The sequence below is a fragment of the Yaniella soli genome (assembly GCF_054782375.1).
Genome location: NZ_BAAGSP010000025.1, coordinates 1 through 25,522, shown reverse-complemented (window position 1 = coordinate 25,522; position 25,522 = coordinate 1). Strand labels below are relative to the sequence as shown.

The following is a 25,522-nucleotide window of genomic DNA, read 5'->3' as shown; positions in this document are numbered from 1 at the left end:
CTTCAAGGTATAGCTCTCTTCAAATACTTCGTTACATCATCTACCGCGGGCACTAATTGATCCCGCGATGCCAAATAGGTCTCCTGGCTTCGTCTGAACGGGTCGAGAACATCGTTGTCGTCGGGGTTTTCTGGCGGCAAGGCGACACCGCGATTCAAAGCCGCGGCTTCAACTGCGGCTCGCAATCTATTCGTCGGTCCACGGGAGTCTTCGACTAAGAGATCCTCGTCTGGCACCACTTCAGCGATTCGTGCCAGTTCGCGAAGCGTAAAAGTTTTCCGCAATGCTTTCGGAGTGAGTTCAACGGCTGCACTGCGATGCTCGCGTCCCATCGCAAGAATCAAATCAGCCGAGTCTACGTGTTCGAGCGTAATTTGCTTGCCTCGATGCGAGTCAGCATTCTCTATACCGAGCTCTTTGGCTATCTCGAGTTGTGGATCCGGCATCTGGCGCCCCACAAGTGCGTGCGTGCCTGCGCTGTGGACTGTGATCGGCAACTCGGCAAACGCATGGCGTAACAGCATCTCTGCGAGTGGGGAACGGCAAACGTTTCCCGTACACACAGTGAGAACCGTAAACTGTGCCAAGCCCTACCCCCTATTCAAATTGCTTGCTCGACGACCGCTAGATTTCTTGGGCGCTCTTCGCTGCTGATCATCGGGGAGCACGTCGTCTTCCCCATAGCCATACATGTATTGCCCATACCCATATCGTCCCGGGCCTTTCGTGGGAAGCATGGTTGCGACAATACCGCGGAGGGCGACACCTGCCGTGTCGAGGGTAGAAACAGCGCTTTCAAGCTCTTGCTTCCTCGTTGAATCTGCGGCGGTGACGAGCACGACACCTTGAGTCATAGAGCCGATCACAGCAGCATCAGTCACCGCAAGTAGTGGAGGCGAGTCTAGGAGGATAATGTCTACATGGTTCGAGAGCACATCCAGAGTGTGCTCCATCAAATCTGAACCAAGCAGTTCTGATGGATTCGGAGGGACCTTGCCGGCTGGCAATATATAGAGCTGCGACCGTCCCCAGCGTTGCAGGACATCCGATATGTCGGCCCGTCCAATGAGGACATCCGTGAGACCGACCGCTCCTTCGATGTCCATATATTGCGCAACACGCGGCCACCGCAGGTCGCAGTCTACGAGTGCGACCTTCATTCCTGTTTCAGCAAGAGCCAACGCGAGGTTCGTCGCTGTTGTTGATTTACCCTCACCGGGACCAGCGCTTGAAATGACGAATGTTTTGGAACCTTCACCGGTAGTGAGGAATTGCAAATTAGTTCTGAGCGCGCGGAAAGCTTCTGCTCGGGGGCTTTTGGACTCGAGGTGCACGATGAGTGGCTTCTTACTTGCGTCTGGATCGTCCGCAATACGCCCCAACACCGGTGCTTCCGTGATCTGTTCAATGTCATGCACGGAACGAATACGCGTATCCAGCACAGCACGCAGCACTGCGATACCGACACCAACTGCGAGACCAAGCAAGAACCCAAGCGCAAGGTTGAGTGGCAAACGTGGGCTCACCGGTGAAGTGGGCACCTGAGCAGACTGCACCATGTTCACCTGTACGGGGCTGGTTTCGTCGTCGCCTTGTGGTGGCTCAAGCTCCTCTTCTACGAGTGTCTTGAGCTGAACACCAATTTCGTTGGAAATTTGCGCGGCCAGTTCAGGATCCTCATTACTCACAGTGACATTCAGCAACGTTGAGTCTGCAGGAGCCGCGACATTTACCAGTTCGGTGAGTTGATTCCTGGACAGATCGAGGCTCAGTTCTTCTGCCACGGGCTCCAGTACACTCTCAGTCGTTGCGAGTTCCGCGAACGTCGCCATATTCTGCTGTGCGAAGTTTGAACCCTGCAAAAGATCGCCAGAGGCTTGAGAATCAGTCTGCACGGAAATATACAGCTTGGATTGCGCCTCGTACTGCGGAGTCGCCAGGAAGGTAAACCCTGCCGCAGCGGCCACGCCGACGAGTGTCGTTACTACGATGAGCACCCAATTTGCGTAAAAGATGCGCAGGTAGTCGCGTAATTCCACGTACTTGTCCCCTTTGAAACCTGTGTTCAGAGCTGGTACTTATAATGATCCCTCATGTGGCAAAACACCACAGTTCAGATCCCATAAGTTTAAACTTGTAATTTACACCATCAACGACTGGCGAGTATTCCTTATTTCGATTGAGTCCGCTACCAACCGAACATCAAATAAGAACTTTCGGCAAACTTGGCGCTCTGCGCCCGTATATAATCATCGGCATGACGGAAAACACCTTGGAAGCTCACGACCTAGACGAACGAGCACCCTCCCGCAAAAAGAAGGCCCTTTTTTGGACCCTCGGCATCTTTTTGGTTTTTGTGCTCATCGCCGCTGGCATCGTGTGGGCAGCACTCTCCAAGCTCGGCGATTTCGAAACGATCGATAACGCGTTCCCTGCCGAGTCGAGCCGACCTGAGGCGAACGTCCCTGCAGAGGGACAAGACGACCCGGCGATGAATATTCTACTGCTTGGGTCGGATTCCAGGGCCGACACGTCCACTCCCGTGCTCGATGACCTCGGCAACCGAGCCGATACCATCATGGTCGCTCATATTCCCTCGGATCGCAGTGGTGTCCAGATCATGTCGATCATGCGCGACTCGTGGGTAGAGATCCCTGGTTACGGCCAATCGAAGGTCAATGCCGCCATGGCACACGGCGGTGTCCCGCTCACGGTTGAGACCGTCGAGAATCTCATTGACCAGCGCATTGACCACGTTGCGGTCGTGGACTTCAACGGTTTCCAGAACATTACCGATGCGCTCGGCGGGGTCGAGGTCAACAACCCTCGGGCATTCTCCTATGGTGATCACCAATTCCAGGCGGGCCCAATCACGCTCAACGGCGATGAGGCTTTAACCTTTGTGCGCAGTCGCGATTTCCAAGATGGCGACTACACCCGTGTAGAGAATCAGCAGCTGTTCATGAAGTCTGTGGCAAGTGAAGTGCTCTCGCGCGATACGCTCACCAGCCCGGGCAAGCTCAACGACCTGGTTGAGGCAACGACTCCCTATGTGGCGTTGGATGGCGACTTTGGTGTTGGCACGATGGTCGGTATGGGCACTTCAATGTCATCGGTCCGTGCCAGTGACATCACCAGCTTCACTTTGCCGACCGCAGGCATTGGCACCGAAGGCGGTGGACAGTCGGTCGTCTACGTCGACTGGGACGAGCTAGAAGAAGTCCAGGAACGCTTCAAGCACGACGAACTCGCTGATTATCAGCCAGATCCTCGCTAACGCCTTACCCAGCACCTAGCTCCCGAAGGGACCAAAATGATGCGTACGCCTAACCGACGCGAGCCAGAAGAAGTCGAAGTCCATCGCCTTGGCACCGACGGCTCAGAACTCGCAGTGTTCGAATTTCAGGGCGGGCTCCGCGACACCATAGTCTCTGATTTCAAAAAGGGTTACCTCACGAACGGTAGTTACGTAGCGGATGCAAAAGCGGTATCTCCTCAGGGTGCTCAATCATTAGCTCTCGCTGGAACCGCTGGCGGCGCGACAGCCCTTTCAGCGGCGTTTTCTTCTTCGCTATATATGGCAACCGCCGATCCAACTACCCTTATGCAAATGGGCGGCGGTGTGGGCAGCGCGGTTATGGGAGTCAACGGCATATCTGCCCAGGCACCATTCATTCCTATCGCCAGCTCGTTGCCAATTGTGGCACCGGTACTGGCGATGCAGGCTTTAAATTCCGCTGTCATGATGCAACAGTTCAAACAAGTGGACCAGAAGCTTGATTCGATCAAGAGCACGTTAGACAAAGTACTCGCACGAATCGAAGCAACGCATGTAGGTGAACTCCTCGCCGCATCCACTATTATCGACCAGCTCTATCGACAGTATGAGTTAGAGGGTTCCTTCTCAACGGACATGATGACACGGCTCGCGCTGGCCGAACGTGACGTGAGTGCGCTTACGATCAGATTCCGTCATCTCGTGGATGCCCAAGACATCACAACTCTTGGCGAACCCCAAGAAGTCCAGCAAGCCAACTACGACGCTCATAGTGCCATGCTTGCGTCGTTTACCGACCTGCGCATCGCTTACCTTCGCCTATGCGTCGATATCCAAGAGAACCCGAGGTCAGTCGAGCTCAGCCTCGAACAGCTCAAATCCAAGATCGAACACAGCTCCGAATTTTGGGAGCGACTCTTTCATCGCTCCAAAATCCTTAAGGGAGAGATCTCCGGCCTGGAGACAAAACTGCAGGATATGAACTGGGCCGAGCGAAATTTCCCAACGCTTATTGGTGGCAAGGGCGCGTCCAAAGAGAAAGAGCTCCAGCAGCTCAAAGATGCCTACGCTTCGACCATGGAAAGCGAGCGGGACATTATGAAGGATTTTCATTCGCTCATTGATGCATCCCAAACAACACTGGAAGCTTTGGAAAGCAGTGCAGCCCCTACCGGTTCTGCTCCGACGCTGGTGTATTGGAGAGACGAAGCTGGAGAAGAGCACTCGTTTGTAACAGAGAAACTGCGTCTCGCCTGAGCGTGGCAGAACGATATCTAGAAGGGTAGCGCAGTCAGCCAAAGCAGGCTTCCTATTTTATTTGGATTGAGGTGAAAGCGTGGCTGCATTAGCACATCCCCACCGTAAAATTGATGTCGAAGTAGTGGATAAAGAAACCTTGCTGACCGAACGATCCGAACTTCTCAAAAAAGTTGGGCACTCAACCGCAGAAGCACTATTCAACCGAATCGCGCATGGAAATTACTCTGTAAAAGAACGGATCACAGCAGTGCGTAATCCGTGTCTTTCATGAACTGATCAAGCGCCGTGTCGTCGCCCCAAAGAATGTAGCACACGCATCCTTCGCTTAAAGTTGCTTCAACGCTACAATTGAACTGGAGGTGCATCATGACTGCAGACGTACCAGAACGATATGAAATTCACGAAAAGGCTGATCATCTTGAGGTGGTCGGCCTAAGCCATGACGAGATGCAAGAGGCACTGAAGCTCTACCGAACGGCTCAAGAGAAAAGGCTCACCGCGCGAGATTCTCTTCACGCACTCATGCTTGAAGCAGATCTTCCCCTTGTTTCCGACGCAACGCAACGTCAAGCTCAACGCAACCTCGCTCTTCGGGAAGAACTTTTAACCACTCAAGGTTTTCAGACCTATGAGTCTCTAGCGGACCGACGGGACACTTTAGAAAGCTCAGTCCGTACGTGGGTGTCGCGGCTACGCGAGAAGGGTAGCCTATTTACGGTCAAGCATAGAGGCACGACGTTGATTCCCTCAGTACAGCTGCTTGATAGCGGACAACTCAATACAGCCGTGGCGGAACTAATCCGTCCCCTCCGCGCCTCCGGCATAGACGGTTGGGCACTGTGGGCCTGGCTGTGTAATCCGACGGGGCTGCTCAGCGGTGATGTGCCTGCTGAGGTTGCCGCAACCAACCCCAAACGTGCACTGCGCGCAGCCGAACGGTCGGCAGCCTCAAATTGGCGTCCAGATGCCGAGGCCTCGTGACTGTAGCATTGCCGCCGCAGGATCTGGAATGTCTCGACCCAGAGAATTGTCCCGTAGCTACTCGCACCGTTGCTCGCAAGGTCCAGAACGGCTCCATCCCGCGTGTCACCGTTGACTCGACCCGGATGTGGTTTCGCGTCTACGACGCCCAGGATGGGCACAGCCAACCTAATCCCGGCTTCGGTGATACACGGTTCGCCCCATTCGACGCCGAGACAAGCGGTCACCGCGTTCCCACTATGTACTTAGCCGAGTCTATGATCGGCGCGCTGCTTGAGACCAGTTTGCACGACGTCCACGCCAAAACACCTCGCATAGTTCGTGAGCGAGATTTGTTTGGAAAGCTGCACGCTCGGGTTAAGCCACCCCGAGACCTCGAGCTGGTTGACCTTCGAGATCCACAGCTCGCCACTCTCAACCTACGCCGATCGAATGTCTCCAGCAGTCCCCCGGAGCATTATCCGTGTACCCGCAAGGTTGCCCGCTCACTTCATTCACTGGGATGTGATGGTATCATCTGGCATTCTCGTCAGGCGGAGCTGACAAATCTTGGCCCCTCAGAAGCGGCTGTCGTGTTCTGCGACCGAATGGACCACACTCGCGGCTCCTGGTCTCTTGCTGAGCTCCGCAGCTCATCCGGTTCTTTATTGGAAGGGACCGGACGTTTTACCTTAGAGAAGTTAGCAAATTATCTAGGCATCACCATCGTTCCAGACGATTCGCTCTGAAGCCACGAACTCTTTGAGCAGCATCTCGACTGAACCGGTCTTGTTGACTGTCCCGAGACAGAGCTGTTCCATCCGTGTTTGGTAAGGCGTACAGTGGCGAGTCCTAGCCTTTAGTTCGCAACGCCCGAAAGGAATAGGAACATGACTGAGAACGATCCAGAATTCTTCGGCGACATTGATGAACCCGATCTCGAACTTCCAGAAGACGGCCGCGATAGCCAGCCCCCTCCAGAAGGCTCCTCCGATGAACCAGAGATGCTCGACGAAGACGATCCGCTACGCAATGCAGAAGCCGTCCTGAGCGAATCCACCAGTCCAAGTACTCTGACCGGTCAAGAGACCGAACCGCTCCAAGAGGATGACTGGGCGCTGGAAGAACAGCGTGTACTCGACGAGACCGAGCTGGATGAAATACTCGACGAGCAAGATGACGAATAACGCTGCGTAGATACCAATAAGTATGGGCCTGGAGAATGATCCAGGCCCATACTTATTGCTGTCTTTGTTAGAGGTAAGCTTCTGAAGCCTTATCGAGGTGGGCGATGTGGTCCCCAGACAATTCGACGTTCGGAGCTGCAATGAGCGGTTTGAGCTGTTCTGGTGTCCGTGCTGAGGCGATCGGCGCAGTCACCCCTTTGACTAGCAACCATTTCAGGGCCACACCTGCCGGCTCGGCCCCTACTTCGTCAGCCACTTGAACGAGGCTGTCCACGAGAGCCAGGCCAGTCTGGTCAGCAAACTTCTCGAGCATGCCTTCACGGGCCACGCCTTCAAAGTCTGCAAGTTTGCGGTACTTGCCCGTCAGCAGCCCTGATGCGAGTGAAGCATACGGGAAGACTGCGAGCTGATGCTGCTCTGCTAATGCACCAAAACCTTGTGGGCCTTCGTAATCGCTACGGTGAGCCAGCGAGTAGTTGGGTTGGATGGCACTCGGAACAGTCAGACCTGCTTCTTTGGCTGCAGCAATCCAGGCGGCCTGACGCTGCGGGGTGAAGTTCGACATCGCGATATGGCGGATTTTGCGGTCTTCAACCAGATCGTGGAATGTCTGAGCCAGCTGTTGGGCGGACTGTGATTCGTCATCGTAGTGCGCGTAGTAGAGATCAATATAATCCGTTTGCAGCCGGGTTAGGGAGTCGTCGACGGCTGCTTTGACGTTTTCTGCGGACAGTCCCGGACGTCCATCCCAACCACCGACTTTGGTAGCCAAGAACATGTCATCTCGGTTTCGGCGTGCGGCGAGATAGTTGCCAAGCACAGTTTCAGACTCTCCACCGTTGTTGCCAGGCGCCCAGAACGAATACTGGTCGGCGGTGTCTACGTGTGAGCCGCCGGCCTCAAGGAATGCGTCGAGTACGGCAAAAGACTCTTCTTCATTGGAGGTCCATCCAAAGGTGTTGCCGCCGAGGACTAGTGGCAGTTCGGGATTCATGAGTTGTCTATCAGCCATAGGGAATCCTTTCGTCGAAATATCTGGCAAGTACCAGTTGTCCCCAGGCTAACTGGAACCCGGACGCTCTTGGGTGACGGAGCTCACCGATTTTCAAATCTGGCGGAGCGAACATAAGCTGAACTATACGTACAAGAGCAAAGGGGTCAATTAGCATGTCTATCAATCGGCAATTACCGAAACCGAGTGAACTTCGCGAGCTGTTGCAGTTCAAGAAGCCCGAACTCGATCCAACAAAGCGACGGCTGGACAAGGCTCTGACTGTCTACGACCTGCGTAAGATCGCGAAACGTCGCACACCCAAGGGACCGTTTGACTACACCGACGGTGCCGCAGAATTTGAGATCTCCCTGGCGCGGGCTCGCCAAGCATTTGAAGACATTGAATTCCACCCCGAGACCCTGCGGCCCGCCGCCGAGATCGATACCTCGGTGGAGATCCTGGGTGGCCCCAGCGCGCTACCATTTGGTTTCGCTCCCACCGGTTTCGCCCGGATGATGCAGACCGAAGGTGAGATTGGTGGTGCTGGAGCCGCAGCAGCTGCTGGTATTCCGTTTAGTCTCTCCACGCTGGGCACGGTATCCATTGAAGAAGTGAAATCCGTCAACCCGACCGGACGGAACTGGTTCCAGCTCTACGTGATGGCAGATCGTGAGAAATCCTACAGCCTGGTCGAACGAGCAGCTGCAGCAGGTTTCGATACCTTGTATTTCACAGTGGATACGCCGATTGCTGGCAACCGGATGCGCGATACCCGCAATGGATTTTCTATCCCACCGCAGTTGACCGCGAAGACGATTCTCGATGCTATTCCACGGCCCGCCTGGTGGTTCAATTTCTTGACCACACCCCAGCTGGAATTCGCGTCACTATCCAATACTAGTGGCACCGTCGCCGATTTGATTGGCCAAACCTTCGACCCCACGATTTCCCCAGAAGATCTGCAGATCATTCGCGATATGTGGCCCGGCAATATCGTCGTCAAAGGTGTCCAGACTCTGGCCGATGCGCAACGCATGGTCGACGCTGGTGCCGATGGCATCGTGTTATCAAACCACGGCGGGCGACAGCTCGACCGGGCACCAGTCCCCTTCCACCTGCTGCCCGAGGTCGCACGCGAACTGGGTGACCAGACCACGATCATGGTCGACACCGGTGTGATGAACGGCGCAGATGTTGTTGCAGCACACGCGTTGGGCGCTGATTTCGTGCTGGTTGGCCGTGCCTGGTTATACGGTTTGATGGCTGGCGGGCGTGCCGGGGTGGACAAGATGATTGAGATCATGGAGTCTGAAATACTGCGCACTATGGGACTCCTCGGGACCAGCAGTATCGACGAGCTGAATCCAAGCCACGTCACCCAGCTGACCCGACTTGTGCCACGCACAGACAACACTCGAACGAACGCCTGATGGAAGGTTCTACCATGGCAACTTGGCTCATTACCGGATGCTCAACCGGACTTGGACGTGCACTCGCACAGCGTGTGCTGGAGGCTGGCCACAACGCAGTCATTACCGCACGGAATTCAGACACCCTGACCGAGCTTGCCGATGCCTACCCAGACACCGCACTCTCGTTGCCACTAGATGTACAGTACGGCGACCAGATCGCTTCTGCAGTCGATGCAGCCCAAGAACGCTTCGGTGGTATCGACGTGCTCGTCAACAACGCAGGTTACGGGTACCGTGCCGCCGTTGAAGAAGGCGAGATGGACGAGATCAAACAAATGTTTGAGACCAACTACTACGGTGCGGTGGCTATGATCAACGCTGTGCTGCCATCTATGCGTCAGCGTGGCAGCGGCATGATCATCAATATTTCATCGATTGGTGCCCAGCGTTCTTCAGCGGGTTCTGGCTTCTACACCGCGACCAAAGCGGCCCTGGAATCGACCTCGGAATCGCTGCGCCAGGAAGTTGAGCCTCACGGCATTCGCGTGGCGATTGTGCAGCCGGGACCGTTCCGCACCGACTTTGCTGGCCGGTCGCTGCACCAGTCGGCGGAGCCCATTGCGGCATACGCTGATACTGCTGGTCGTCGTCGCAAGGAAACCGACACGATGGATGGTAACCAGCCAGGCGATCCGGTTCGTGCAGCACAGGCCATTCTGACGCTGGCCGAAGCAGAGAACCCCCCAATGCGTCTGATCTTGGGCAAGGAAGCGGTCAAGGTTGCCGAAGTGGACTTGAACCAGCAGCTCGACGATCTCATGGATTGGGAATCCGTTGGTCTGAACACCGATTTCCCAGCCGAGGAAGCCTAAGCTTTTTCCGGGGTTTTCTGCCGGGACTCCGTGAGTTTTTCAGCCAGACTGTCCTGGACTTTCACGAACATCAACAGCGCACCCAGGACCCCGAGCGTGCCGAGCACGGCTCCGACCACAATGTCGTGTGGGTAGTGGTGCCCGGCCATCACGCGAGAGACACCCGCCAGGATGGCCAGCGGGAACGCCAAGTAGGTCAGCCATGGGATAGCAAACGCTAATCCCATGGCCAGACCGAAGGCGATGACCGTGTGGTTTGAAGGATACGAGAAGTTATCAATGGCCGGACAGGCGCCACCGGTAGCAAAATCATGGCACGGGCGGATCATGCCAAAATCACTCTTCAGCAACAGGTTCACGCCGTAGGCCACCGTCGTGGCTACTGCACCGAATATGAGTCGGATGAATGGTTTGTGGTCCTTGGCGATCCAGGTTTTCAGCAGCATGCCCAGGTACACCAAGATCAGGGCGATCATCACGACCGATGACAAGAACTGCCCGATACCTACCCATGGCTCAACGGCCATGGTCTCAAACAGGTCAGCGCTCCACGGTGGAACATCTGTGAGTGCACCGATCACTGCTGCAACCAGCAGCCAGATCAATACCGGTCCAACGATCTGTCGTGTCTTGCCCAAGATGTCCTCACATTTTTCACACGGTGCATAGTCGGCCAAGTGGCCCGACGTTATCCTGTTTACTCTACTGGTGCGAGTTGGGAATGCGAGACTTTGTGCTAGCTGTGGGCGCAATCTGTGAGTGGAAGCACCTTTCGCCGTCGATACAACCTGTGCACCCGATACTATTCGTGCAATCAGTCGATTTTATTTCATGCAAACCGAACATTTGGCGTCATCTCGTGCTGGTTACACCCGCAAGGATGGCATGTCCGTGATTTCGTTGGGGCATCTGACCGCCTGATGATGGGCACCCACTCTTGTAGGCCAAATTCTGCTGTGTTGTACTTGAACGAAGGACAACTGCCACCATCATTGGTCAGGAGGGTGCCCTATGCGTATTGTCGTGGTAGGCGCTACCGGAAACACTGGAACAGCAGTACTCAAAGAACTCATCGACCGGCCCGAAGTGGATTCAATCCTCGGGGTGTCCCGGCGTCTCCCAGATCAGGAGGCTGAACCGTATCGGCATGCCGAGTGGACTACCGTCGATATCCAGTTCGAGGAGTCCCGCTCAACCCTGGCCGAAACCTTCGAAGGTGCTGACGCCGTCATCCACTTGGCCTGGCTGATCCAGCCGAATACCAAGCGCGAACTGTTGCGGCGGGTCAATGTTGACGGCACCCGTTATGTGCTTGAAGCTGCCTCTGAGGCCGGCGTGGAGCGCATTGCCGTCGCCTCCTCCGTCGGAGCCTATTCGCCGGTGTCTGATAACGAGCTGCGCGACGAGTCCTGGCCCACCGGCGGTATCGAGGGCTCCCACTACAGCGTGGACAAAGCTGCCCAAGAGCGCGTTATGGATGACTTTGAAGCCGAGCACCCCGAGATTGCTCTGGCACGCTTACGCCCGGGGTTGGTGTTCCAAAGTGATGCTGGTTCAGAGATTCAACGCTACTTCGCCGGTAAATTCGCCCCTGTCCAGCTGCTGCAGCACGTTCGGCCTCCGTTTGTGCCACTGCCCAATAACGTACGAGCCCAGGCAGTTCATGCCAAGGACTTGGCTCGTGCTTACACCGAAGCGGTTCTGCGTGGCGCGCAGGGCCCATTCAACATCTGCGCCGATGATATTTTAGATGCTGCTGCGATCAGTCGCGCGGTTGGTCGGCGCCGGAACCTGCCTTTGCCGTCGGCTCCCCTACGGCCACTGCTCAAAGCTGCTCATCGCATTGGTGTTGTACCAACGGATGAGGGTTGGTTCGACATGGGCGTGGGTGTGCCGCTGATGGACAACAGCAAAGCGAAACGTGAACTCGACTGGGAACCTACGATCAGTGGCTTTCAGGCGTTGAAAGAACTGATCGAGGGTATGAGTACAGGCGTCGGCGAAGGCTCACCTCCCATGCGCCCTCGCAAGGCCACAGCCTCAGACCAGGCTGAGCTGCCCGCTGAGGGTCACCGGCCAAGCGATGAGATCGACACCGATCTGCTGCGCCAGTACATGGCTGATCATCTCACCGGGGCGACCGCGGGCCTGAAGCGCATCGAGGCTATGGCTGAAGCATTCGTCGAGACTCCTGTCTATCCCGAACTGTCGCAGGTAGCTACCGGTATCCGAGCCGAACATGCTTATCTCGAGGAACTGATCAAACGTCAGGGCTTCTCTCGCCCGACCATCGCCGCACCCTTAGCTTGGGCCACCGAAAAAGCGTCACGGCTGAAACCGTATAGCCGACCACCGGGTGAGCGCTCCCCATCTGCAATGGTGCTCGAGACCGAACTGATGCTTTCGGCCGTCATTGCCAAACTGCACGGTTGGAAGATGATGCGCGACCATGCACACGAACTCGGTGTCTCCGAGCAGGTCTTCGAGGATCTCATCGATACGGCATATGATCAACTGAACACCTTGGAGCATGTGCACGAGTATGCTCGGGCCCGCGCGTTTGCGAAGGGCGAGAATCCTTTCGAACCGCGCGAGACCTAACAACGTGCCGATTACAGTTACACAAGCCATGCGTTCAATGAACTGCAATAGACGTACTGAACAAATATCCTAAGGTCACATCGAGATGAGGGGCCCGACCCCTGCCGGTCATCGGAGCCATGGGATACGATCGTAGACACTACAGTTGTGACGAGGCGTGTAGTATCTGTGCGAGACAGAAGTGCCGACCAACAAAAGGAAGCTCGGTGGCAAGAAACTATTCCGATCTGACCTTGAAGCAACTATTTGTCACGTCGGGTCAGTATTGCGCTTATCCTGACTGCACTTTGGGGATAGTCGAATTTACCGACACTGGTCCAGTTATCCTTGGCCAAATAGCGCACATAGAGGGTTCGTCCGACACAGGCCCACGTCCGAATCCATCGCTTTCTGAATCGGCGCGGGACGCATATTCTAACCTACTGGTCCTCTGCGCGCACCATCACACCTTGGTCGATAAAATAGACTCCGCGTACCCTGTCGAAAAGCTTAAGGCTTGGAAACGCGCTGCTGAGAAGGCGACTGCCGATAGGTTGTCGGTCGGAGCCACTCAGGTTTCATTCGCTGAGTTAGAGATCGTTTGCAACGCCCTCGCTGACGGCGACGTTGATTTGCCTTCCACCCCTATGATCGCAGTCACACCGCAAGCCAAAATGAACGCAAACTCCCTTTCGAACGCGATTCGTCCCACCATGAATATCGGACTGGCACAAGCTCCGCAGGTTCAGGAATACATCCGGCAACAGGCCAAGATTTCGAAGGGATTTCCGGAACGCCTCCGAGCGGGGTTTGTCGAGGAATATGAGCGTCTCCTGGCAAAAGGTGTAATAGGTGACGATTTGTTTCTTTCCTTGGTTGAATTTGGCACAAACAGCAGTTCATCTCCACAGATGGATGGGGCTCGATACTTCGTTATCCAGGCTGCCGCTGCAGCTGTACTTTGCCACCTCTTCGAAGTTTGCGATATCTTCAAGGCACCAGCATGATCCTCCCAACAAAATACGTACCAGCAGCCGACAGCACCCTGGGCATAGCTGGGGCATTGTTACCTCTCCGTCACAACAACCCTACGGTGAGCGAATTGTGGCATTCCTTTCGTGAAACACGTCCCGAGGCAACATTCGATTCGTTTACGGAGTCCCTTACTCTCTTGTTCCTTATTGGTACAGTCACATTGGACTCAGGCATACTTAAATGGCAGGTGTGAGATGAGGCTGAACTCACTAACGGCTAGTTTCCCTGAATTCAGGTCGATCACGTTTCGTGACGGACTTAATATCGTAGTTGCAGACCGGGCACAAGACTCGACAAAAACTGATTCACGCAATGGTCTCGGCAAAACGACCGTAATCGCGTTGATTGATTTCTGTCTCGGCTCTAATATGAATGATCGCTTAGCCCAGATGAAGGGCAACAACTGGTACTTCGTCCTATCACTCACTACAAAATCGGGCATCACCCTTAGGGCGTCTCGAGGGCCCGATGAGTCCAGTCGGATCCGAATAGAAGGCAACGCGGTATCGGCTGGAGTTATCGAACCTGGAGAACAATCCGAGGCCGGGTCAATTGAAGTTGGCGTTCGAAAATGGACCGACTGGCTCGGCAAAGAAAGTTTTTATCGAGCAGGGATGCCTGCCGAGCCACCAACTTTCCGTAGTCTTATACGACACCTTGCGCGTTATCGTACAGATTCCTTGATTGATCCATTTAGAACAGTTGCTAATCAAGCAGCGGAGGGAGTTCAAGCCGAGAACGCTTACCTCCTGAACTTAGATTGGCGCTTTGCAAAAGAATGGACAGACCTCAAAGAACGAAAAGCCCGTGTTGCACTCGTCGATGACCCCGACACTTCACTTGAGAGTCGCATCGCAGCGCTAGAACCACAGCTTGTACGAAGTCAACGCCGGGCAAATCGCCTGAATCAAGACATCAGTACGTTTTCAGTGTTACCGGAGTATCGAGAAATTGAGACGCGAGTGCAGCAATCGACTTCTCAAATCAAGACCCTCGGCAACGAGAATTTCACAGATCGACAACAGCTCGCACTATACGAATCTCAGGTTGCAGATGAATTCGCTTCAAGCAACGTAGATGTAGAAAGACTTTTCGCCGAAGCCGGAATAGTTCTTGGAGAGGCGGTCACTCGTAGCCTTGCTGAAGCTGCTGAATTTCAAGAGCAAGTAACTCAAAATCGAGCCACATACCTCGCCGATGAAACCCGTCGTATTCGTGAACGTATCATGCAGCGCGAGACTGAACAGGCACAACTAGCAGAGCAGCAGGAGCAAGATTTACGATTACTCCGCTCTGGAGGGGCTCTAGATGACCTTGCTGCACTCCAGAATAGCCTCGCTGAAGTTCAAGTCGAAGTAGCTCGAGTTGAAGAGCAAATTCAAACACTTCGTGATTTGAGCGATCGAAAATCTCAACTCAAATCTGACGAACTTGATCTGACAACTCGAACTCAGCTCGATTTGAAGGAACGGTTCACCCACAGAGCAGGGATAGTTGCGCGCTTTGGTGAGATCATGGAGGCCCTTTACGGCGAGCCTGCCGATCTGCGTGTCTCAACCGGCAGAACAGGTGTGCGATTTAAGGTGGTATTACCCAAAACGGGGTCTGGTGGGGTGCATTTGATGGCAATCTTTGCCTACGATATTGCTCTGAGTGAGAACCTCGCAAGCGACGGAAGAGGCCCGGGTTTTGTTATCCATGATAGTTCGATTTTTGCAGACGTAGACGAGCGTCAGACGGCCAGAGCAATTGAAATCGCGGCTGCTTCGGCCGAGACGTATGGGTATCAGCATCTTTTGACTGCCAACAGTGACCAAGTTCCTTGGGACGAATTCCACGAACGATCAGTTTTTGACGATGCGATTGTGCTGACTCTGCATGATGGAGACCCATCAGGGAGTGTGCTTGGTCAAAGGCTTCAGTTCTCAATCGAGTCAGAGGAAGGGTAACAGTCTGTTCCATTTCGTGAGCTAGGTCTCTCTTCGAAGTTCATCAAATGGCCTGAGACTCCGCAATTTCGCAGTGTTTAGTAGCGGGCTGGGAACGGACCGATTGCTTAGACCTATAACCAGCAGTACGCGATTGAGAACGCGCACGCGATCATCCCGAGCACAACGTCGGAAGCGTGCACGCGGATCGGCCGGTAGGTACTGCGCGGTTTGAGTCCGAACCCTCTGGATTCCAGTGAGGTGGCGATCCGCTCCGACCGTCGAAGTGCCCCGATCAACAGTGTGAAGACCAGCCGCCCGGCCTCTTTGACCTTGAGCTTCGGTTTCCCATGCCGGTTCAGTGTGGCACCACCGGTCCGCATGAGCTGTGCCGCACGGATGGTGTGCCATTCCCGTGGCAGACTCAGCAGCAGTTGGTACCCGGCCAAGATGGCGAAGGTAATCGACGCTGGTAGTTTCAGGTTCTGATTCAGCGAGCGCATCAGCTCAACGGGTGCGGTCGAGGTGAGAAACAGTATCGAGGCCACCCCAATGACCAGTGTTCTGCCCGCGAGCGCGGCACCGATCAGTACTCCGTCGTCGGCACGGGCCAGCACGTTGACCAGAAACAGCCCGAGCCCAAAGCCGATGAATGGTATATGCGCCATTGCCAACCATTTGGGTGGGACGTTGCCGATCGTCAGCGCCACGCCCACGAGTGCAACCCACAGCAGTGCCGGGCGCACAGGATCCCATACGAACAGTAGCGAGACCGACAGCACGAACAGACTGATGAGTTTCACCGAGGGGTTCCATCGGGTGAGCACGCCGGGTTCGACCAGGGTTGATGGATGCTCAATGGTCACGGTGCTCATGCCAGTGCTCCTTGTGACACGGTGACAATCCGCGTGGCCCAGGCGTCGGCAATGCGTTGGTCGTGGGTAATGATGGCGACCGCTCCCCCGGCGTCGGCATAGTCGGCCAATTGTTTGAGCATGGTTGTGGTCGCAGCCCGATCCAGACCGAAGGTTGGTTCATCGGCCAGCAGCACGGTGGCGTCGCTGCCGTGTCTGGCAGCAAGTAGTCCGGCTGCAACGGATAACCGGCGCTTTTCTCCACCGGAGAGTCGAAACGGATTCAGTGCTGCAAGGTGGTCGAGCCCGAACGCTTGGCTGAGCTGTGTGATCGATGCTTCGGTGTTGGCGTTGGGTTCGAGCCCGAAGCGTAGTTCGTCGTCGACCGAGTGGGTAAGGAACTGATGCTCGGGGTTCTGAAACACCATGACCGGTCGACAGCCCTCGATCGTGCCCTCGGACTCAAGGAGACCGGCCAGTGCCATAAGCAGTGTGGTTTTCCCTGTCCCGTTGGCACCCATCACGGCGATGCGCTCACCTGGATAGATGTCGAGGTCGACGTGGTTGACGACTGGATCGGTACCCGGAGCGGGCCGCACCGTGAGTCCGCGAGCACTCAGCAATGCCTCTGTCTCTGGTTCTTCGGCCGGTACGAACTGTGGCAACTGCACGCCTGGTGTCCACACACCATTGGCTTCGAGTTGGTCGGCATGTTCGGCCAGCACCTGATGTGTTGGGCCATCTGCTTGGATGTGACCTTCATTGATGACCACGGCCCGTGCGGGAAGACCGGGTCCGTCGGCGAGCTCGTCGAGGCGGTGTTCCACCAGGATCAGTGCACCCTCGGTACCGGTGAGCTCGGTGAGGACTTGCATCACCGAGGCAACGCCTGCCCCATCCAGCATGGAGGTTGGCTCATCGGCGAGCACGATCCGTGGCCTTGCTGCGAGCGCGGCAACCGTGGCGATTCGTTGCACCCATCCGCCCGAAAGTGTGTCGGTGCGCTGCCGCAGGAGGTGGTCTGCATCGACCGAGGCCAGCAGGTCGGTGACGCGTTGGCCGATCTCATCGGGGTCGACCCCATGGTTTTCAAGTGTCAGGGCGATTTCGTCTTCGACCAGTGGCAGGGTGATGCTGGCATGTGGATCTTGGGGCACGTTGCCGACTCTTCGACTCAGCCCGGCGACCGTGTTGGCGAGGACCGGTTCCCCTGCGACCAAGCATGCACCGGCGGTTTCTAACGGCACCGAGTGGGGTACGACCCCGCGGATGGCATCGAGCAGGGTGGATTTCCCCGCGCCAGATGCACCGAGCAGCAGGATTTGTTCGCCCGGCATGACCGTGAGGTTGATGTCGTCGAGGAGCACCCGGTCGGTGCGCGGGTCCACGGCTGTGAACCCGCGCAGCTCGACCAGCGGAGTAGTCATCGTCATCGTTGTCTTCCGATGGCATAGTTGTCGACCACACCGGTGGTTTTGATGGCTCGTACGAGGAAGTAGGCGAGGATTCCGCCCAGGATGATGCCCGAACCGCAGTGGATGACCAGGCGCAGCAGCAGGATGTCTTGACCAAACCAGCCAAAGCGAATGGCCGAGAACCAGAAGATAAAGAATGCCCCCAGGAAGCCACTGATCGCGTAACGGCTGATGCCGAAGCGTTTATACCTGCCGATGGCAAAGGGCAGTTCTGAACCGAGTCCCTGTAGTAGCCCGGAGAGTAGCAGTGTCGGACCAACGGGGGAGCCGAGGAAGACGAACTCGATGGTCGCAGCCAGTATCTCCGCAAGAATGCCCGAGCCTGCCTTGCGTGTGATGGCCACAGCCAGTGGGGCGACCAGTAACCAGCCGCCCTGCAGGAAGTGTTGGGCAATATCGCCGGCCGGGCCCATGACAATCGCCAGCCCGTTCCATGCTTGGACCAGCGCCCAGTAGACGAACCCGAAGACCACACCGAGCACGACCACCAGGACGAGATCTTTGAGTTGCCAGCGCCAGGGGCTGTCATAGGGGTTGCGATATTTCGTTTGGAATGGTTGTGCTGTGCCGGTCACGCTGCACCACCGGCGTTCTGTGATGTGGGTGAGTCCAGTGAGACCGATACGTGAGAGACGACGTGCGGGACTTCTTCGCCGACTTTTGCCCAGGCATTCACGATCACCCTCAGCACATCGGCCAGATCTCCGCGCAGGATGGTGGCATAGTGTTCGCTGGTGACGGTGATGCCTGAGGCTTTGGCTTCATCGATGGCTGCATAGATTGGGCCCATGTGTGGGCTGCCGTCGTCGGCCAGCGGGTACAGCGACCATGCCGCTACTGCTTCAATACCCGTTTTGTCGAGTTCGACGGGCTGCTCTGCTGAAATCTCGCCGGGGATGAGTTCACAGGAGGCTTCACCGGGGCAGCCACGAGAAAACAGCAGATGGCTGGTGAGATGTTTCCGCTCTGAGGCTCGGGATGCTGCGGCAATGAGCGTGGTGGCGTATTGCGCGAGCTGTTGTGCGGCGTCACCGGATTGCACACCGACATAGGTGGAGACTTCACCGGTGGCAATCTCGAGGCCATCCAGGTTGAGCTGGTTGTTGGTTTCTTCCAGCGCGTTGAGGATGATGTTTGCGAAGTCATCACTGTGCGGGTGGACGCTAATGCGCATCCCGATCCCGATTTGTGCTGGTGATAATGTTTGACCACTCACGGTGGTCTCCCTTCCGACCACCGGGCTCTCAATATATTGAAAGCTTCGGACCTCTCCCTACGCCAGTATGATCTGGATCAGGTTGAATCGGGTCTGCGGCATCTCCGCACTCTCAGCACCAGTTTCAGTGCACCCCGGGGTCTTTGTGTGGTCACCACACTAGTCTGTTTGGTGCAGCCCGCGTCAACGTTGCGGAATTGGACCGGACCATGATTGACGCGTCTCGTATTGCACAATAGATTGTGAGTATCAGTCCCTGCCGTTGACTCCCCTCTTGATCTGGGACAGCCGATGACAGGGACTTTAATTTCCGCTCAACGTCAGTGTTTAAAGAAGCGCAGCTATCTCGCCGGTAGCTTCGGCACGAGTAGATGCTTGCCGGGAGAATCGCTGGGCAAGCTCTTCACAATCCCGGTCACGTCTTTTTTGAAATCGGACTAGATCGACCAATCCAATGCGGAGCTCACGCCCTACTTGGTGAGACGATATTTCACCACGGTCAAGGAGTCTGTACAAATGCGCGCGACTCATGTTGAGTCTCGACGCAACTTGACTGAGCGTCAGTTCTTTTTCTATATCAGGCATGTGAATCATCTCCGTTCATTCTTACGAAAGTTCTTCATCCCGTATAAACAGTGTGGTCCCACTCGTCTTGATCGGGCGACGAGGTGGCATAGCGGAGTCGGTACGGCTCCTCAGCTGCGAACTCTTCAAAGATGATGTCTACCAGATCGTCTCCGGTGAGCCACGTTCGTTTGAGGCGCTGTGCCCGGAATGCTCCGAACCCCAGCTGCGGCAGTTCATCAGAATCAATGAGTTCTTGGAGCGTCATGCTGGTCCGCATGGTGCCGATACGCAGCACACTGACCGGCAACCCAGATGCATCACTGGCAAAGCGACCGATTGCTTCCATATACGCTTTCGTCGCACCGTACAGTCCGTCGGGGCGGGGTGGATCTGAAGGTTTCACGTGCACGTCGCCTGTGCCCGCGATCAGCTCTCGCTCTGGCCATCCGGCCGCATGATTACTGGATGCCAGGATGACTCGTCGAGTCCCGTGCGCTCGTGCCGAGGCCAGAATACGGTTGGTCGCATCGATCTCTATTGCGTAGAGGCCGTGTTTGCCGTCGGGAGCACCCGTGGCAAGGTGCAGCACGAAGTCTGCCTCTTCGACCAGTCGACCGACGAGCTCTGTATCGTCCAGGTCGGACTGATAGGTCTCGTGGAACGCTCGATCCGCAATCGGTCCCTTATCAATACCCACGAGTTGGTATGACTCAGCGAGCTGCTGCGTGACGAGACTGGCCACGGTCCCCGCTGCGCCGGTGATCAGAATGCGGTTCCCCGGTGGTCGAGGACTCCACTGGGGTTCGGATGGTGATGCTTCAAGTGGAAGGTCCATGATCCGATCCAATCGCTCAACGGGCCGAGATGCAACACTTCGCTCTGCTCATCGGAGAGTAATAAGTGGACTTCAAACCACAGAAGCGGTAGAGATATTCGCAGCACTCTTCTCACACTCAGCGCTTTTGACGAGGAAATTCATTTTGTCACAGGTACCTCCACCACCCCAGCAACCACCAGCCCCCGGGCCTGACTCGCCACCACCTGCAGTGGCCTCTTTCCTCAAAGAGATCCCGCCAAATGCCTGGGCGCGGACCTTCCTGATTGTTGCGGTGTTCTTCGGCGGTGCGTTGATCATGGCAGGCGTCATCGCGGGGCTGTTCACGGCCGGGGTCGGCGCGGCCGTCGGCAACGGTTTCCCAGCAGAGCTTGATGCGGTACTCGGTGGTGGCCCCACCTGGATTGTGATGACCTTCCAGCTGTTGGCCATGGGCTTCCTTTCACCGTTATCGCTCGGTGTCGACTTCGCTGAACTCGGCATGCATGGCGCCGGTGGGTCACTGTTCTTTGTCCCGTGGTTCGTGCCAGCCGGCGGCATTGCCGCGGTTGTTACCACCCAACGCTACCTCGGCGGCAACCTGCGCGCACGACACATCGGCACCCGGTTGTTACTAGCCGCTCTAGCAGGCGTCGCCTTCGCTACCGTCGTGACTGTTCTGGCGGCCGCGATCCGCTTGCGGTTCGACGAGGCAACGGCCATGTTCGGGGTCTCCGCGTGGGCACATGCGGCATCGTTTCCCGGTTTCATCGTCGCCGCGCTACTCGTAGGGTTCATCACATACTTGTTGTTCCTCCCACAGCGGGGCACCATCTTGCAGCGCGCCATGACCAGCATCGCTCAGGTATTCGAACACGTCATTGCTCTGAGCATCGTTGGTATCGTCCTCGGCATCATCTACGGTGCAACGCAGGGTACGAACGAGGGCCTTGTGATGGTCTTGGGCATTCTGCCAAGCCTTGGCTTCTTCTTGTTTTCAGCGCTGCACTTCATCCCGATGATCGGTTCCGGATCCGCAGGCATAGCCGGGGTGGGCGAAGCAGAGACATTTCACATCTTTGATGCACACCCCGGAATATGGATCCCCGGGCTCGTGATCATGGTGTTCGCACTCGGGATCAGTGCATTCCGTTGGAATGTCCGCACCAACTTTCAGGCGCATACCACCTGGGCTTGGGTTACACTGCCCGTCACATACCTGCTAGCCGGGATGCTGCTGACCTTTGGCAACGGCATCTACTTTTCGATGTTTGCTGAAGGGGAAGGCTTCCAGATCACCTTCAGCAGTGCGTCCTGGGGCTTCCTCATCTGGGCAATCATCGGTGCCGTCGTGCAGCTGTTAGCGGTCTTTGTGATGCCGCAACTCGCACGGCGCTTCCCAGCGGGACTCTCCCGAACACTTTCGTGGGGCGTGACCCCGTCGGCCGCCGCAGCCGCCCCAACGTATCAGCAGCCATACCCTTCATCAACGGACCACACCGAACAGTTCGAACCGGTCGACCAGACCACCCCGATGCATAGCGTGCCGCCACCTCCCGGTGCCGCTCCGGCATCCAGTGCCGCACCCGAGGGTGTCTGGCAGCAGGCCGCATCCGAGCCCCGTCAGCCTCGTGAACCCATGTCACGCACCACCAAAATCCTCCTGTGGACGGGATTGGGTGTACTCGTACTGGCCGCTATCGCCTGGATTGCCCACTCGGTGCTGGCCAGAACCGTTTTCGGACCGCAGCACACCGCTGAGTCCTACCTCGAAGCCGTGGTGGATGGTCGTGCAGAAGACGCTCTAGAGGAGATGGGGCCCAACGTCACCGACCAACAACGTGTCCTGTCCACCGATGATGTCTACCAGGCCGCCGAAAACCGTCCCGATCGTTTTGAGCTCGGAGATGTGACGCGCGATGGCACCAGCGCCACCGTTCAAGCCACCGTGTACCAAGATGGTAAGGCGTATCCAATCGAATTTGGTCTGAGTGTATCGGGCACCCAGGCGGGCGTCTTTCGTGACTGGGCGATGGACTCCGGCGATCTCGCCGGGCGTGCCGTGTACATGTCGGGGCCGTCGAACCTCACCGTCAATGACACAGAAATCGATATTGAACCGACCGGCCAGGAACTTGAGGATTCCTCGGCTGACTCGTATGCGCTCGACGACAGCCCAGAGTCGGTGCAACGTCTCGCTGAAGAAACCGGTCAGGTCCTGCTGCCTGGCACCTACACGTTTACCGCCCCGGAAGGGAGCAAATACCTCTCCAGCGGTGATGATCTGGTGTTGACCGTGACTCCGGGTGAAATTTCCTCCACGCCGATCGAATTCAGCCAGCGCTATACCGAGGAATTTGAACAGGACACGGTCGCACAGGTAGAGCAACGGCTCGAGTCGTGTCTGGCTGATGGCAGCATCCGGGTTGACGATTGTGAGGCGGCCAGCTGGGAAGATACCGGCTGGAACGCTATGACCGATCTCGAGCGCACGTGGGACACCGCTCCTGAAATTGAGCTCGTGCCCTCCGAATCGGATCCCTACGCATCTGACACGGAGATCACCGAGTATTCCGGTCCGGTGACCGCCCGCGTTGTCGAGGGCAGAATCAACGCCACCTACCAGGTGCGCGACGATGAAGATCAAGATTGGATGGAGCGCGACCGCACCTATTCTCCATTTGGCGACAGCTGGTTAGATCCCATGGAGTTCCCCGTGACCTTGGATGGCGATGAGATCAATATCGACTTCTCGGCCCTGGATGAGTACAACACCTCCTGGCTCAGCCAGGACTCCCGGGACTAGCACTACGAGACGGCAGAGGGGCGCCACCAGCATCTACCACGGGATGAGCAGGGTGCAGAATGCCGCAGCAACCCTCATGAAGTCGACGTGCTTGCCTGATCTGCAGGCCCACGCAGATGGAAAGCGTGCGGTTCTATGAACGCTTCCGCAAAAACCGTGGGGCTCATGGTCGATCCAGGCCTTGCCGAGGACATCGCGCGCCACGTTGCCGAACACCTGGCGGGTCGGCCCTCCCACCAAACCGATGAACAGTGGCGGGTCGAGACCATCGGCGAGCAACTGCCCTTGGACTCCGAGGGGATGATTAATCTCGCGGACCACGCGCCGACAATTCTGGATGAGTATGCATGGGACTACGTGTTCTATCTGACCGATCTGCCGATTATTCGTGACGGGCAACCGGTATTGTGTCGCACCGTGGCCCAGTCGCGCGGTGCGCTCATCGTGCTGCCTGCGCTTGGTGCCATCCGGTTGCGTGCCCAGGTCCTCGAATTGGTCGTGACTTTGTTATCGACGCTATCGGGTATTACCGACGGCATTGATACCGCAGCCGTTGGCAGGGATATCAAGCGCAAAAAATATGGTCACCCGCGTGTCCGCCGATGAACCAGTGCTCGCGCTACGATGTCCGTTCAATCTACTGAGGATGCTTGGCGGGATGGTTCGTGGCAACCGCTCGGTGCGACTGCCACGGGCGATGTCGGGCTTTCTAACCGCCGGCGCGGCGACCGGGGCCTTCGGTATCTTCTACAACAGCATTTGGAGCTTAGCCAATGAGCTCCACCCGGTGCGCCTGGTGCTGATCGGGGCCCTGGTCATCGGGTTGTTGACTGGTTGGCTTGTTTGCGCTGGCCGGGGTGATCATTGATGCCGGATACCTGTCATCTCAGCTCGAGCAATCCGCCGCGCTGTGGCACTATCTGCGCCTGTCCTGGCTGGCGGCCTGCCTCGGGACACTCGCCGGAGCACTCGGCGCGAACTTTGACTCCGATGAAGATATCCGCGAGGCGACCTACAGCAGGCGTTGGCACGAGCGCCGCAAGATGTTCAACAGCTATGAACAAAGCGCTGACGACGACTGAGCAGTTAGCTGTTGCAGGCATCCTGAATTTGTTGGATGTCTGCATCGGTGTAATTCCCCTTCGCACCGCTGAAGTCTGGGTCACCTGGGAGCGGACCTTCGCAACTGAACGTACCCACGTTAGGAATGTGGACGATAGCTGAACCGTAGTACGACCCCTCCGACTCGAAATTCGAGCTGGAATTTGGGCCGGAAGTCGGGGCTGAGTCGGGGGTCGACTCAGGTGTAGTTGGCTCCGTGTCGAAATCGCTGGATCCACTATCACCCGAGATAGCACCACTACCGGTAGACCCGCTCATCTGCTGTTGGAGATCTTGTTCGGTGACAAGCTGCGATTCATCTGGTTGTTCTGGAAGTTCAGTCTCACCCCAATTCGTGAATTCCATCGATGCATCTTTTGCAGTGACAGCTGCGAACCTCGGCGACTCGTGATTTGCCTCTAAGACGAGTTCCTCGCCTTCCTCCTGACCGGCATAGACCCATACATCAGCTTCATCACGCACCTCGTGAGTCCCCTCATCGGCAAATTGCTCGCGGTCTACCGGAGTGCCTTCCGCGTCGTCACCGTTGGCCCAGCTATCGCGAAGCTCATCAAAGAGCACTCCAACATTGAATACTCTGGTGCCGTTGCCGGACTGGATTTGACTGGTGTAGTCAAGCCATGAGTCATCGAATTCGCCTTTGATATCGTCGATGGCTTATTGCTCTTCAGCACTGAGCCCCAGACTTTGATCTTCAACCATGTTGAAGAGCGCGTCGGCGGACATATAGGTACTGTTTTCATCGTTGTCGCCGAAGCTGCGGTACAGATCGTCATCACTCAGACTCATGGCAGATGCACTTGCATCGAGCGCACCGTAGATGCGAGTCTCGGACAGGTCGCCGCCGCCCATCAGTTCGAATATTTGAGCGAGCTGTGGTTCGTCTTCGGGGAGGACGCTCATGTCGGCGGTGATAGTGACATTTCCAGCTTCCTCCATCGATTCCCACATGAGGTCATCGATCTCGGATAGTGCCGGAGCACTTTCAACGTTTTCGCCGCCCATCAGACCGCTACAACCAGTCAGTGCTACGAGTGATAATGAGGCGCTAAGCGCCATAACATTACGGGCTCTTCCGGTTTAAGGGTGGGGTGAGGGTTTAAGACACGCCGGGGGTGAAGGTGGTGGAAGGTGTCGGGGTCTTCCGAAAATATTGGTAGCGA

Annotated in this window: 28 protein-coding genes and 1 riboswitch; of the genes, 16 read left to right on the top strand and 12 right to left on the bottom strand. The window is 56.4% G+C overall.

The genetic code is table 11. The annotated features are described in order from the left end of the window. Positions 1 to 2: 2 nt before the first annotated feature. Both ACYVJT_RS12095 and ACYVJT_RS12090 read right to left on the bottom strand, forming a co-directional pair. Positions 3 to 563 (bottom strand): arsenate reductase/protein-tyrosine-phosphatase family protein, encoded by a 561-nt coding sequence (locus tag ACYVJT_RS12095; RefSeq protein WP_343959352.1) that lies wholly within the window; start codon positions 561 to 563, stop codon positions 3 to 5. A gap of 27 nt (positions 564 to 590) precedes the next feature. After that, a complete protein-coding gene (locus ACYVJT_RS12090) occupies positions 591 to 2,039 on the bottom strand; it encodes a tyrosine-protein kinase domain-containing protein (RefSeq protein ID WP_343959354.1) in 1,449 nt (482 codons plus the stop codon). Between the two features lie 218 nt (positions 2,040 to 2,257). On the opposite strand from ACYVJT_RS12090, the gene ACYVJT_RS12085 reads away from it, so the two are divergent. The 6 genes from ACYVJT_RS12085 to ACYVJT_RS12060 all read left to right on the top strand — a co-directional run bounded on the left by ACYVJT_RS12085 (position 2,258) and on the right by ACYVJT_RS12060 (position 6,684). Then, complete coding sequence (locus ACYVJT_RS12085; RefSeq protein ID WP_343959356.1) at positions 2,258 to 3,277, top strand: LCP family protein; 1,020 nt, start codon at positions 2,258 to 2,260, stop codon at positions 3,275 to 3,277. Between the two features lie 36 nt (positions 3,278 to 3,313). Further along, on the top strand, positions 3,314 to 4,534 hold the full coding sequence (locus ACYVJT_RS12080; protein WP_343959358.1) for a hypothetical protein: 1,221 nt from the start codon (positions 3,314 to 3,316) through the stop codon (positions 4,532 to 4,534). 79 nt (positions 4,535 to 4,613) lie between these two features. Further along, positions 4,614 to 4,808 (top strand): hypothetical protein, encoded by a 195-nt coding sequence (locus tag ACYVJT_RS12075; RefSeq protein ID WP_343959360.1) that lies wholly within the window; start codon positions 4,614 to 4,616, stop codon positions 4,806 to 4,808. A 95-nt stretch (positions 4,809 to 4,903) separates the two neighbouring features. Then, positions 4,904 to 5,518 (top strand): hypothetical protein, encoded by a 615-nt coding sequence (locus tag ACYVJT_RS12070; protein ID WP_343959362.1) that lies wholly within the window; start codon positions 4,904 to 4,906, stop codon positions 5,516 to 5,518. Next, positions 5,515 to 6,246, top strand: coding sequence for an RES family NAD+ phosphorylase (locus ACYVJT_RS12065; protein WP_343959364.1), 732 nt, complete (start codon positions 5,515 to 5,517; stop codon positions 6,244 to 6,246). The genes ACYVJT_RS12070 and ACYVJT_RS12065 overlap by 4 nt, the downstream gene beginning before the upstream one ends. 141 nt (positions 6,247 to 6,387) lie before the next feature. Continuing rightward, positions 6,388 to 6,684, top strand: a complete 297-nt coding sequence (locus tag ACYVJT_RS12060) for a hypothetical protein (protein WP_343959366.1) — start codon at positions 6,388 to 6,390, stop codon at positions 6,682 to 6,684. A 67-nt stretch (positions 6,685 to 6,751) separates the two neighbouring features. Here ACYVJT_RS12060 and ACYVJT_RS12055 read toward each other — a convergent pair whose 3' ends face one another. Further along, positions 6,752 to 7,696: an aldo/keto reductase gene (locus ACYVJT_RS12055; RefSeq protein ID WP_343959368.1), complete on the bottom strand. Its 945-nt coding sequence runs from the start codon at positions 7,694 to 7,696 to the stop codon at positions 6,752 to 6,754. A 155-nt stretch (positions 7,697 to 7,851) separates the two neighbouring features. Between ACYVJT_RS12055 and ACYVJT_RS12050 the strand changes: the two genes are divergently transcribed. Both ACYVJT_RS12050 and ACYVJT_RS12045 read left to right on the top strand, forming a co-directional pair. After that, positions 7,852 to 9,108 carry an alpha-hydroxy acid oxidase gene (locus ACYVJT_RS12050; protein ID WP_343959370.1) on the top strand — a complete coding sequence of 419 codons (1,257 nt, stop codon included), beginning with the start codon at positions 7,852 to 7,854 and terminating at the stop codon, positions 9,106 to 9,108. A gap of 14 nt (positions 9,109 to 9,122) precedes the next feature. After that, a complete protein-coding gene (locus ACYVJT_RS12045; RefSeq protein WP_343959372.1) occupies positions 9,123 to 9,962 on the top strand; it encodes an oxidoreductase in 840 nt (279 codons plus the stop codon). Here ACYVJT_RS12045 and ACYVJT_RS12040 read toward each other — a convergent pair. Next, the gene (locus tag ACYVJT_RS12040; RefSeq protein WP_343959374.1) at positions 9,959 to 10,600 is read right to left on the bottom strand and encodes a phosphatase PAP2 family protein; all 642 of its coding nucleotides are present in this window, start codon (positions 10,598 to 10,600) and stop codon (positions 9,959 to 9,961) included. The two genes, ACYVJT_RS12045 and ACYVJT_RS12040, sit on opposite strands and share 4 nt — an antisense overlap. Positions 10,601 to 10,973: 373 nt before the next feature. Here ACYVJT_RS12040 and ACYVJT_RS12035 point away from each other — a divergent pair, with 373 nt between their 5' ends. From ACYVJT_RS12035 to ACYVJT_RS12020, 4 genes are all read left to right on the top strand, one after another. Then, complete coding sequence (locus ACYVJT_RS12035) at positions 10,974 to 12,563, top strand: NAD-dependent epimerase/dehydratase family protein (protein ID WP_343959377.1); 1,590 nt, start codon at positions 10,974 to 10,976, stop codon at positions 12,561 to 12,563. A gap of 206 nt (positions 12,564 to 12,769) precedes the next feature. After that, complete coding sequence (locus ACYVJT_RS12030; protein ID WP_343959380.1) at positions 12,770 to 13,549, top strand: hypothetical protein; 780 nt, start codon at positions 12,770 to 12,772, stop codon at positions 13,547 to 13,549. After that, entirely contained in the window at positions 13,546 to 13,770 is a 225-nt protein-coding gene (locus ACYVJT_RS12025; protein WP_425579898.1) for an ABC-three component system middle component 6, read from the top strand. The genes ACYVJT_RS12030 and ACYVJT_RS12025 overlap by 4 nt, the downstream gene beginning before the upstream one ends. A 1-nt stretch (position 13,771) precedes the next feature. Continuing rightward, a complete protein-coding gene (locus tag ACYVJT_RS12020) occupies positions 13,772 to 15,526 on the top strand; it encodes a DUF2326 domain-containing protein (protein ID WP_343959382.1) in 1,755 nt (584 codons plus the stop codon). A 113-nt stretch (positions 15,527 to 15,639) separates the two neighbouring features. On the opposite strand, the gene ACYVJT_RS12015 is transcribed toward ACYVJT_RS12020, so the two are convergent. The 6 genes from ACYVJT_RS12015 to ACYVJT_RS11990 all read right to left on the bottom strand — a co-directional run bounded on the left by ACYVJT_RS12015 (position 15,640) and on the right by ACYVJT_RS11990 (position 20,452). Further along, complete coding sequence (locus ACYVJT_RS12015; RefSeq protein WP_343959384.1) at positions 15,640 to 16,380, bottom strand: energy-coupling factor transporter transmembrane component T family protein; 741 nt, start codon at positions 16,378 to 16,380, stop codon at positions 15,640 to 15,642. After that, positions 16,377 to 17,792 carry an ABC transporter ATP-binding protein gene (locus tag ACYVJT_RS12010; protein ID WP_343959386.1) on the bottom strand — a complete coding sequence of 472 codons (1,416 nt, stop codon included), beginning with the start codon at positions 17,790 to 17,792 and terminating at the stop codon, positions 16,377 to 16,379. Before ACYVJT_RS12010 ends, ACYVJT_RS12015 begins: the two co-directional genes overlap by 4 nt. Next, on the bottom strand, positions 17,789 to 18,409 hold the full coding sequence (locus ACYVJT_RS12005) for an ECF transporter S component (RefSeq protein ID WP_343959390.1): 621 nt from the start codon (positions 18,407 to 18,409) through the stop codon (positions 17,789 to 17,791). The genes ACYVJT_RS12010 and ACYVJT_RS12005 overlap by 4 nt, the downstream gene beginning before the upstream one ends. After that, on the bottom strand, positions 18,406 to 19,050 hold the full coding sequence (locus ACYVJT_RS12000; RefSeq protein WP_343959392.1) for a YkoF family thiamine/hydroxymethylpyrimidine-binding protein: 645 nt from the start codon (positions 19,048 to 19,050) through the stop codon (positions 18,406 to 18,408). The genes ACYVJT_RS12005 and ACYVJT_RS12000 overlap by 4 nt, the downstream gene beginning before the upstream one ends. A gap of 36 nt (positions 19,051 to 19,086) precedes the next feature. After that, a riboswitch (TPP riboswitch) is annotated at positions 19,087 to 19,197 on the bottom strand. A gap of 180 nt (positions 19,198 to 19,377) precedes the next feature. After that, positions 19,378 to 19,635: a helix-turn-helix domain-containing protein gene (locus tag ACYVJT_RS11995; protein WP_499418437.1), complete on the bottom strand. Its 258-nt coding sequence runs from the start codon at positions 19,633 to 19,635 to the stop codon at positions 19,378 to 19,380. A 34-nt stretch (positions 19,636 to 19,669) separates the two neighbouring features. Next, entirely contained in the window at positions 19,670 to 20,452 is a 783-nt protein-coding gene (locus ACYVJT_RS11990; protein WP_343959394.1) for an NAD-dependent epimerase/dehydratase family protein, read from the bottom strand. Positions 20,453 to 20,597: 145 nt separating this feature from the next. Between ACYVJT_RS11990 and ACYVJT_RS11985 the strand changes: the two genes are divergently transcribed. The 4 genes from ACYVJT_RS11985 (at position 20,598) to ACYVJT_RS11970 (ending at position 24,319) form a co-directional block, all read left to right on the top strand. After that, positions 20,598 to 23,237, top strand: a complete 2,640-nt coding sequence (locus ACYVJT_RS11985) for a zinc ribbon domain-containing protein (RefSeq protein ID WP_343959396.1) — start codon at positions 20,598 to 20,600, stop codon at positions 23,235 to 23,237. A gap of 135 nt (positions 23,238 to 23,372) precedes the next feature. After that, on the top strand, positions 23,373 to 23,843 hold the full coding sequence (locus tag ACYVJT_RS11980) for a hypothetical protein (protein ID WP_343959398.1): 471 nt from the start codon (positions 23,373 to 23,375) through the stop codon (positions 23,841 to 23,843). 40 nt (positions 23,844 to 23,883) lie between these two features. Continuing rightward, a complete protein-coding gene (locus ACYVJT_RS11975) occupies positions 23,884 to 24,105 on the top strand; it encodes a hypothetical protein (protein WP_499418436.1) in 222 nt (73 codons plus the stop codon). Next, positions 24,077 to 24,319, top strand: coding sequence for a hypothetical protein (locus tag ACYVJT_RS11970; RefSeq protein ID WP_343959402.1), 243 nt, complete (start codon positions 24,077 to 24,079; stop codon positions 24,317 to 24,319). Before ACYVJT_RS11975 ends, ACYVJT_RS11970 begins: the two co-directional genes overlap by 29 nt. Before the next feature lie 4 nt (positions 24,320 to 24,323). Here the strand turns inward: ACYVJT_RS11970 and ACYVJT_RS11965 are convergent, their stop codons facing one another. After that, complete coding sequence (locus ACYVJT_RS11965) at positions 24,324 to 24,920, bottom strand: hypothetical protein (protein WP_343959404.1); 597 nt, start codon at positions 24,918 to 24,920, stop codon at positions 24,324 to 24,326. 96 nt (positions 24,921 to 25,016) lie between these two features. Continuing rightward, entirely contained in the window at positions 25,017 to 25,418 is a 402-nt protein-coding gene (locus ACYVJT_RS11960; protein WP_343959406.1) for a hypothetical protein, read from the bottom strand. Between the last annotated feature and the right edge of the window lie 104 nt (positions 25,419 to 25,522).

Coding starts and splice junctions, on each gene's coding strand:
- ACYVJT_RS12035 (WP_343959377.1), top strand. CDS start 10,974: ATGCGTATTGTCGTGGTAGGCGCTACCGGAAACACTGGAACAGCAGTA.
- ACYVJT_RS11960 (WP_343959406.1), bottom strand. CDS start 25,418: ATGGCGCTTAGCGCCTCATTATCACTCGTAGCACTGACTGGTTGTAGC.
- ACYVJT_RS12045 (WP_343959372.1), top strand. CDS start 9,123: ATGGCAACTTGGCTCATTACCGGATGCTCAACCGGACTTGGACGTGCA.
- ACYVJT_RS11980 (WP_343959398.1), top strand. CDS start 23,373: ATGAACGCTTCCGCAAAAACCGTGGGGCTCATGGTCGATCCAGGCCTT.
- ACYVJT_RS11995 (WP_499418437.1), bottom strand. CDS start 19,635: ATGCCTGATATAGAAAAAGAACTGACGCTCAGTCAAGTTGCGTCGAGA.
- ACYVJT_RS12015 (WP_343959384.1), bottom strand. CDS start 16,380: ATGAGCACCGTGACCATTGAGCATCCATCAACCCTGGTCGAACCCGGC.
- ACYVJT_RS12050 (WP_343959370.1), top strand. CDS start 7,852: ATGTCTATCAATCGGCAATTACCGAAACCGAGTGAACTTCGCGAGCTG.
- ACYVJT_RS12010 (WP_343959386.1), bottom strand. CDS start 17,792: ATGACGATGACTACTCCGCTGGTCGAGCTGCGCGGGTTCACAGCCGTG.
- ACYVJT_RS11990 (WP_343959394.1), bottom strand. CDS start 20,452: ATGGACCTTCCACTTGAAGCATCACCATCCGAACCCCAGTGGAGTCCT.
- ACYVJT_RS12020 (WP_343959382.1), top strand. CDS start 13,772: ATGAGGCTGAACTCACTAACGGCTAGTTTCCCTGAATTCAGGTCGATC.
- ACYVJT_RS12070 (WP_343959362.1), top strand. CDS start 4,904: ATGACTGCAGACGTACCAGAACGATATGAAATTCACGAAAAGGCTGAT.
- ACYVJT_RS12080 (WP_343959358.1), top strand. CDS start 3,314: ATGATGCGTACGCCTAACCGACGCGAGCCAGAAGAAGTCGAAGTCCAT.
- ACYVJT_RS11975 (WP_499418436.1), top strand. CDS start 23,884: ATGCTTGGCGGGATGGTTCGTGGCAACCGCTCGGTGCGACTGCCACGG.
- ACYVJT_RS12085 (WP_343959356.1), top strand. CDS start 2,258: ATGACGGAAAACACCTTGGAAGCTCACGACCTAGACGAACGAGCACCC.
- ACYVJT_RS12055 (WP_343959368.1), bottom strand. CDS start 7,696: ATGGCTGATAGACAACTCATGAATCCCGAACTGCCACTAGTCCTCGGC.
- ACYVJT_RS12060 (WP_343959366.1), top strand. CDS start 6,388: ATGACTGAGAACGATCCAGAATTCTTCGGCGACATTGATGAACCCGAT.
- ACYVJT_RS12025 (WP_425579898.1), top strand. CDS start 13,546: ATGATCCTCCCAACAAAATACGTACCAGCAGCCGACAGCACCCTGGGC.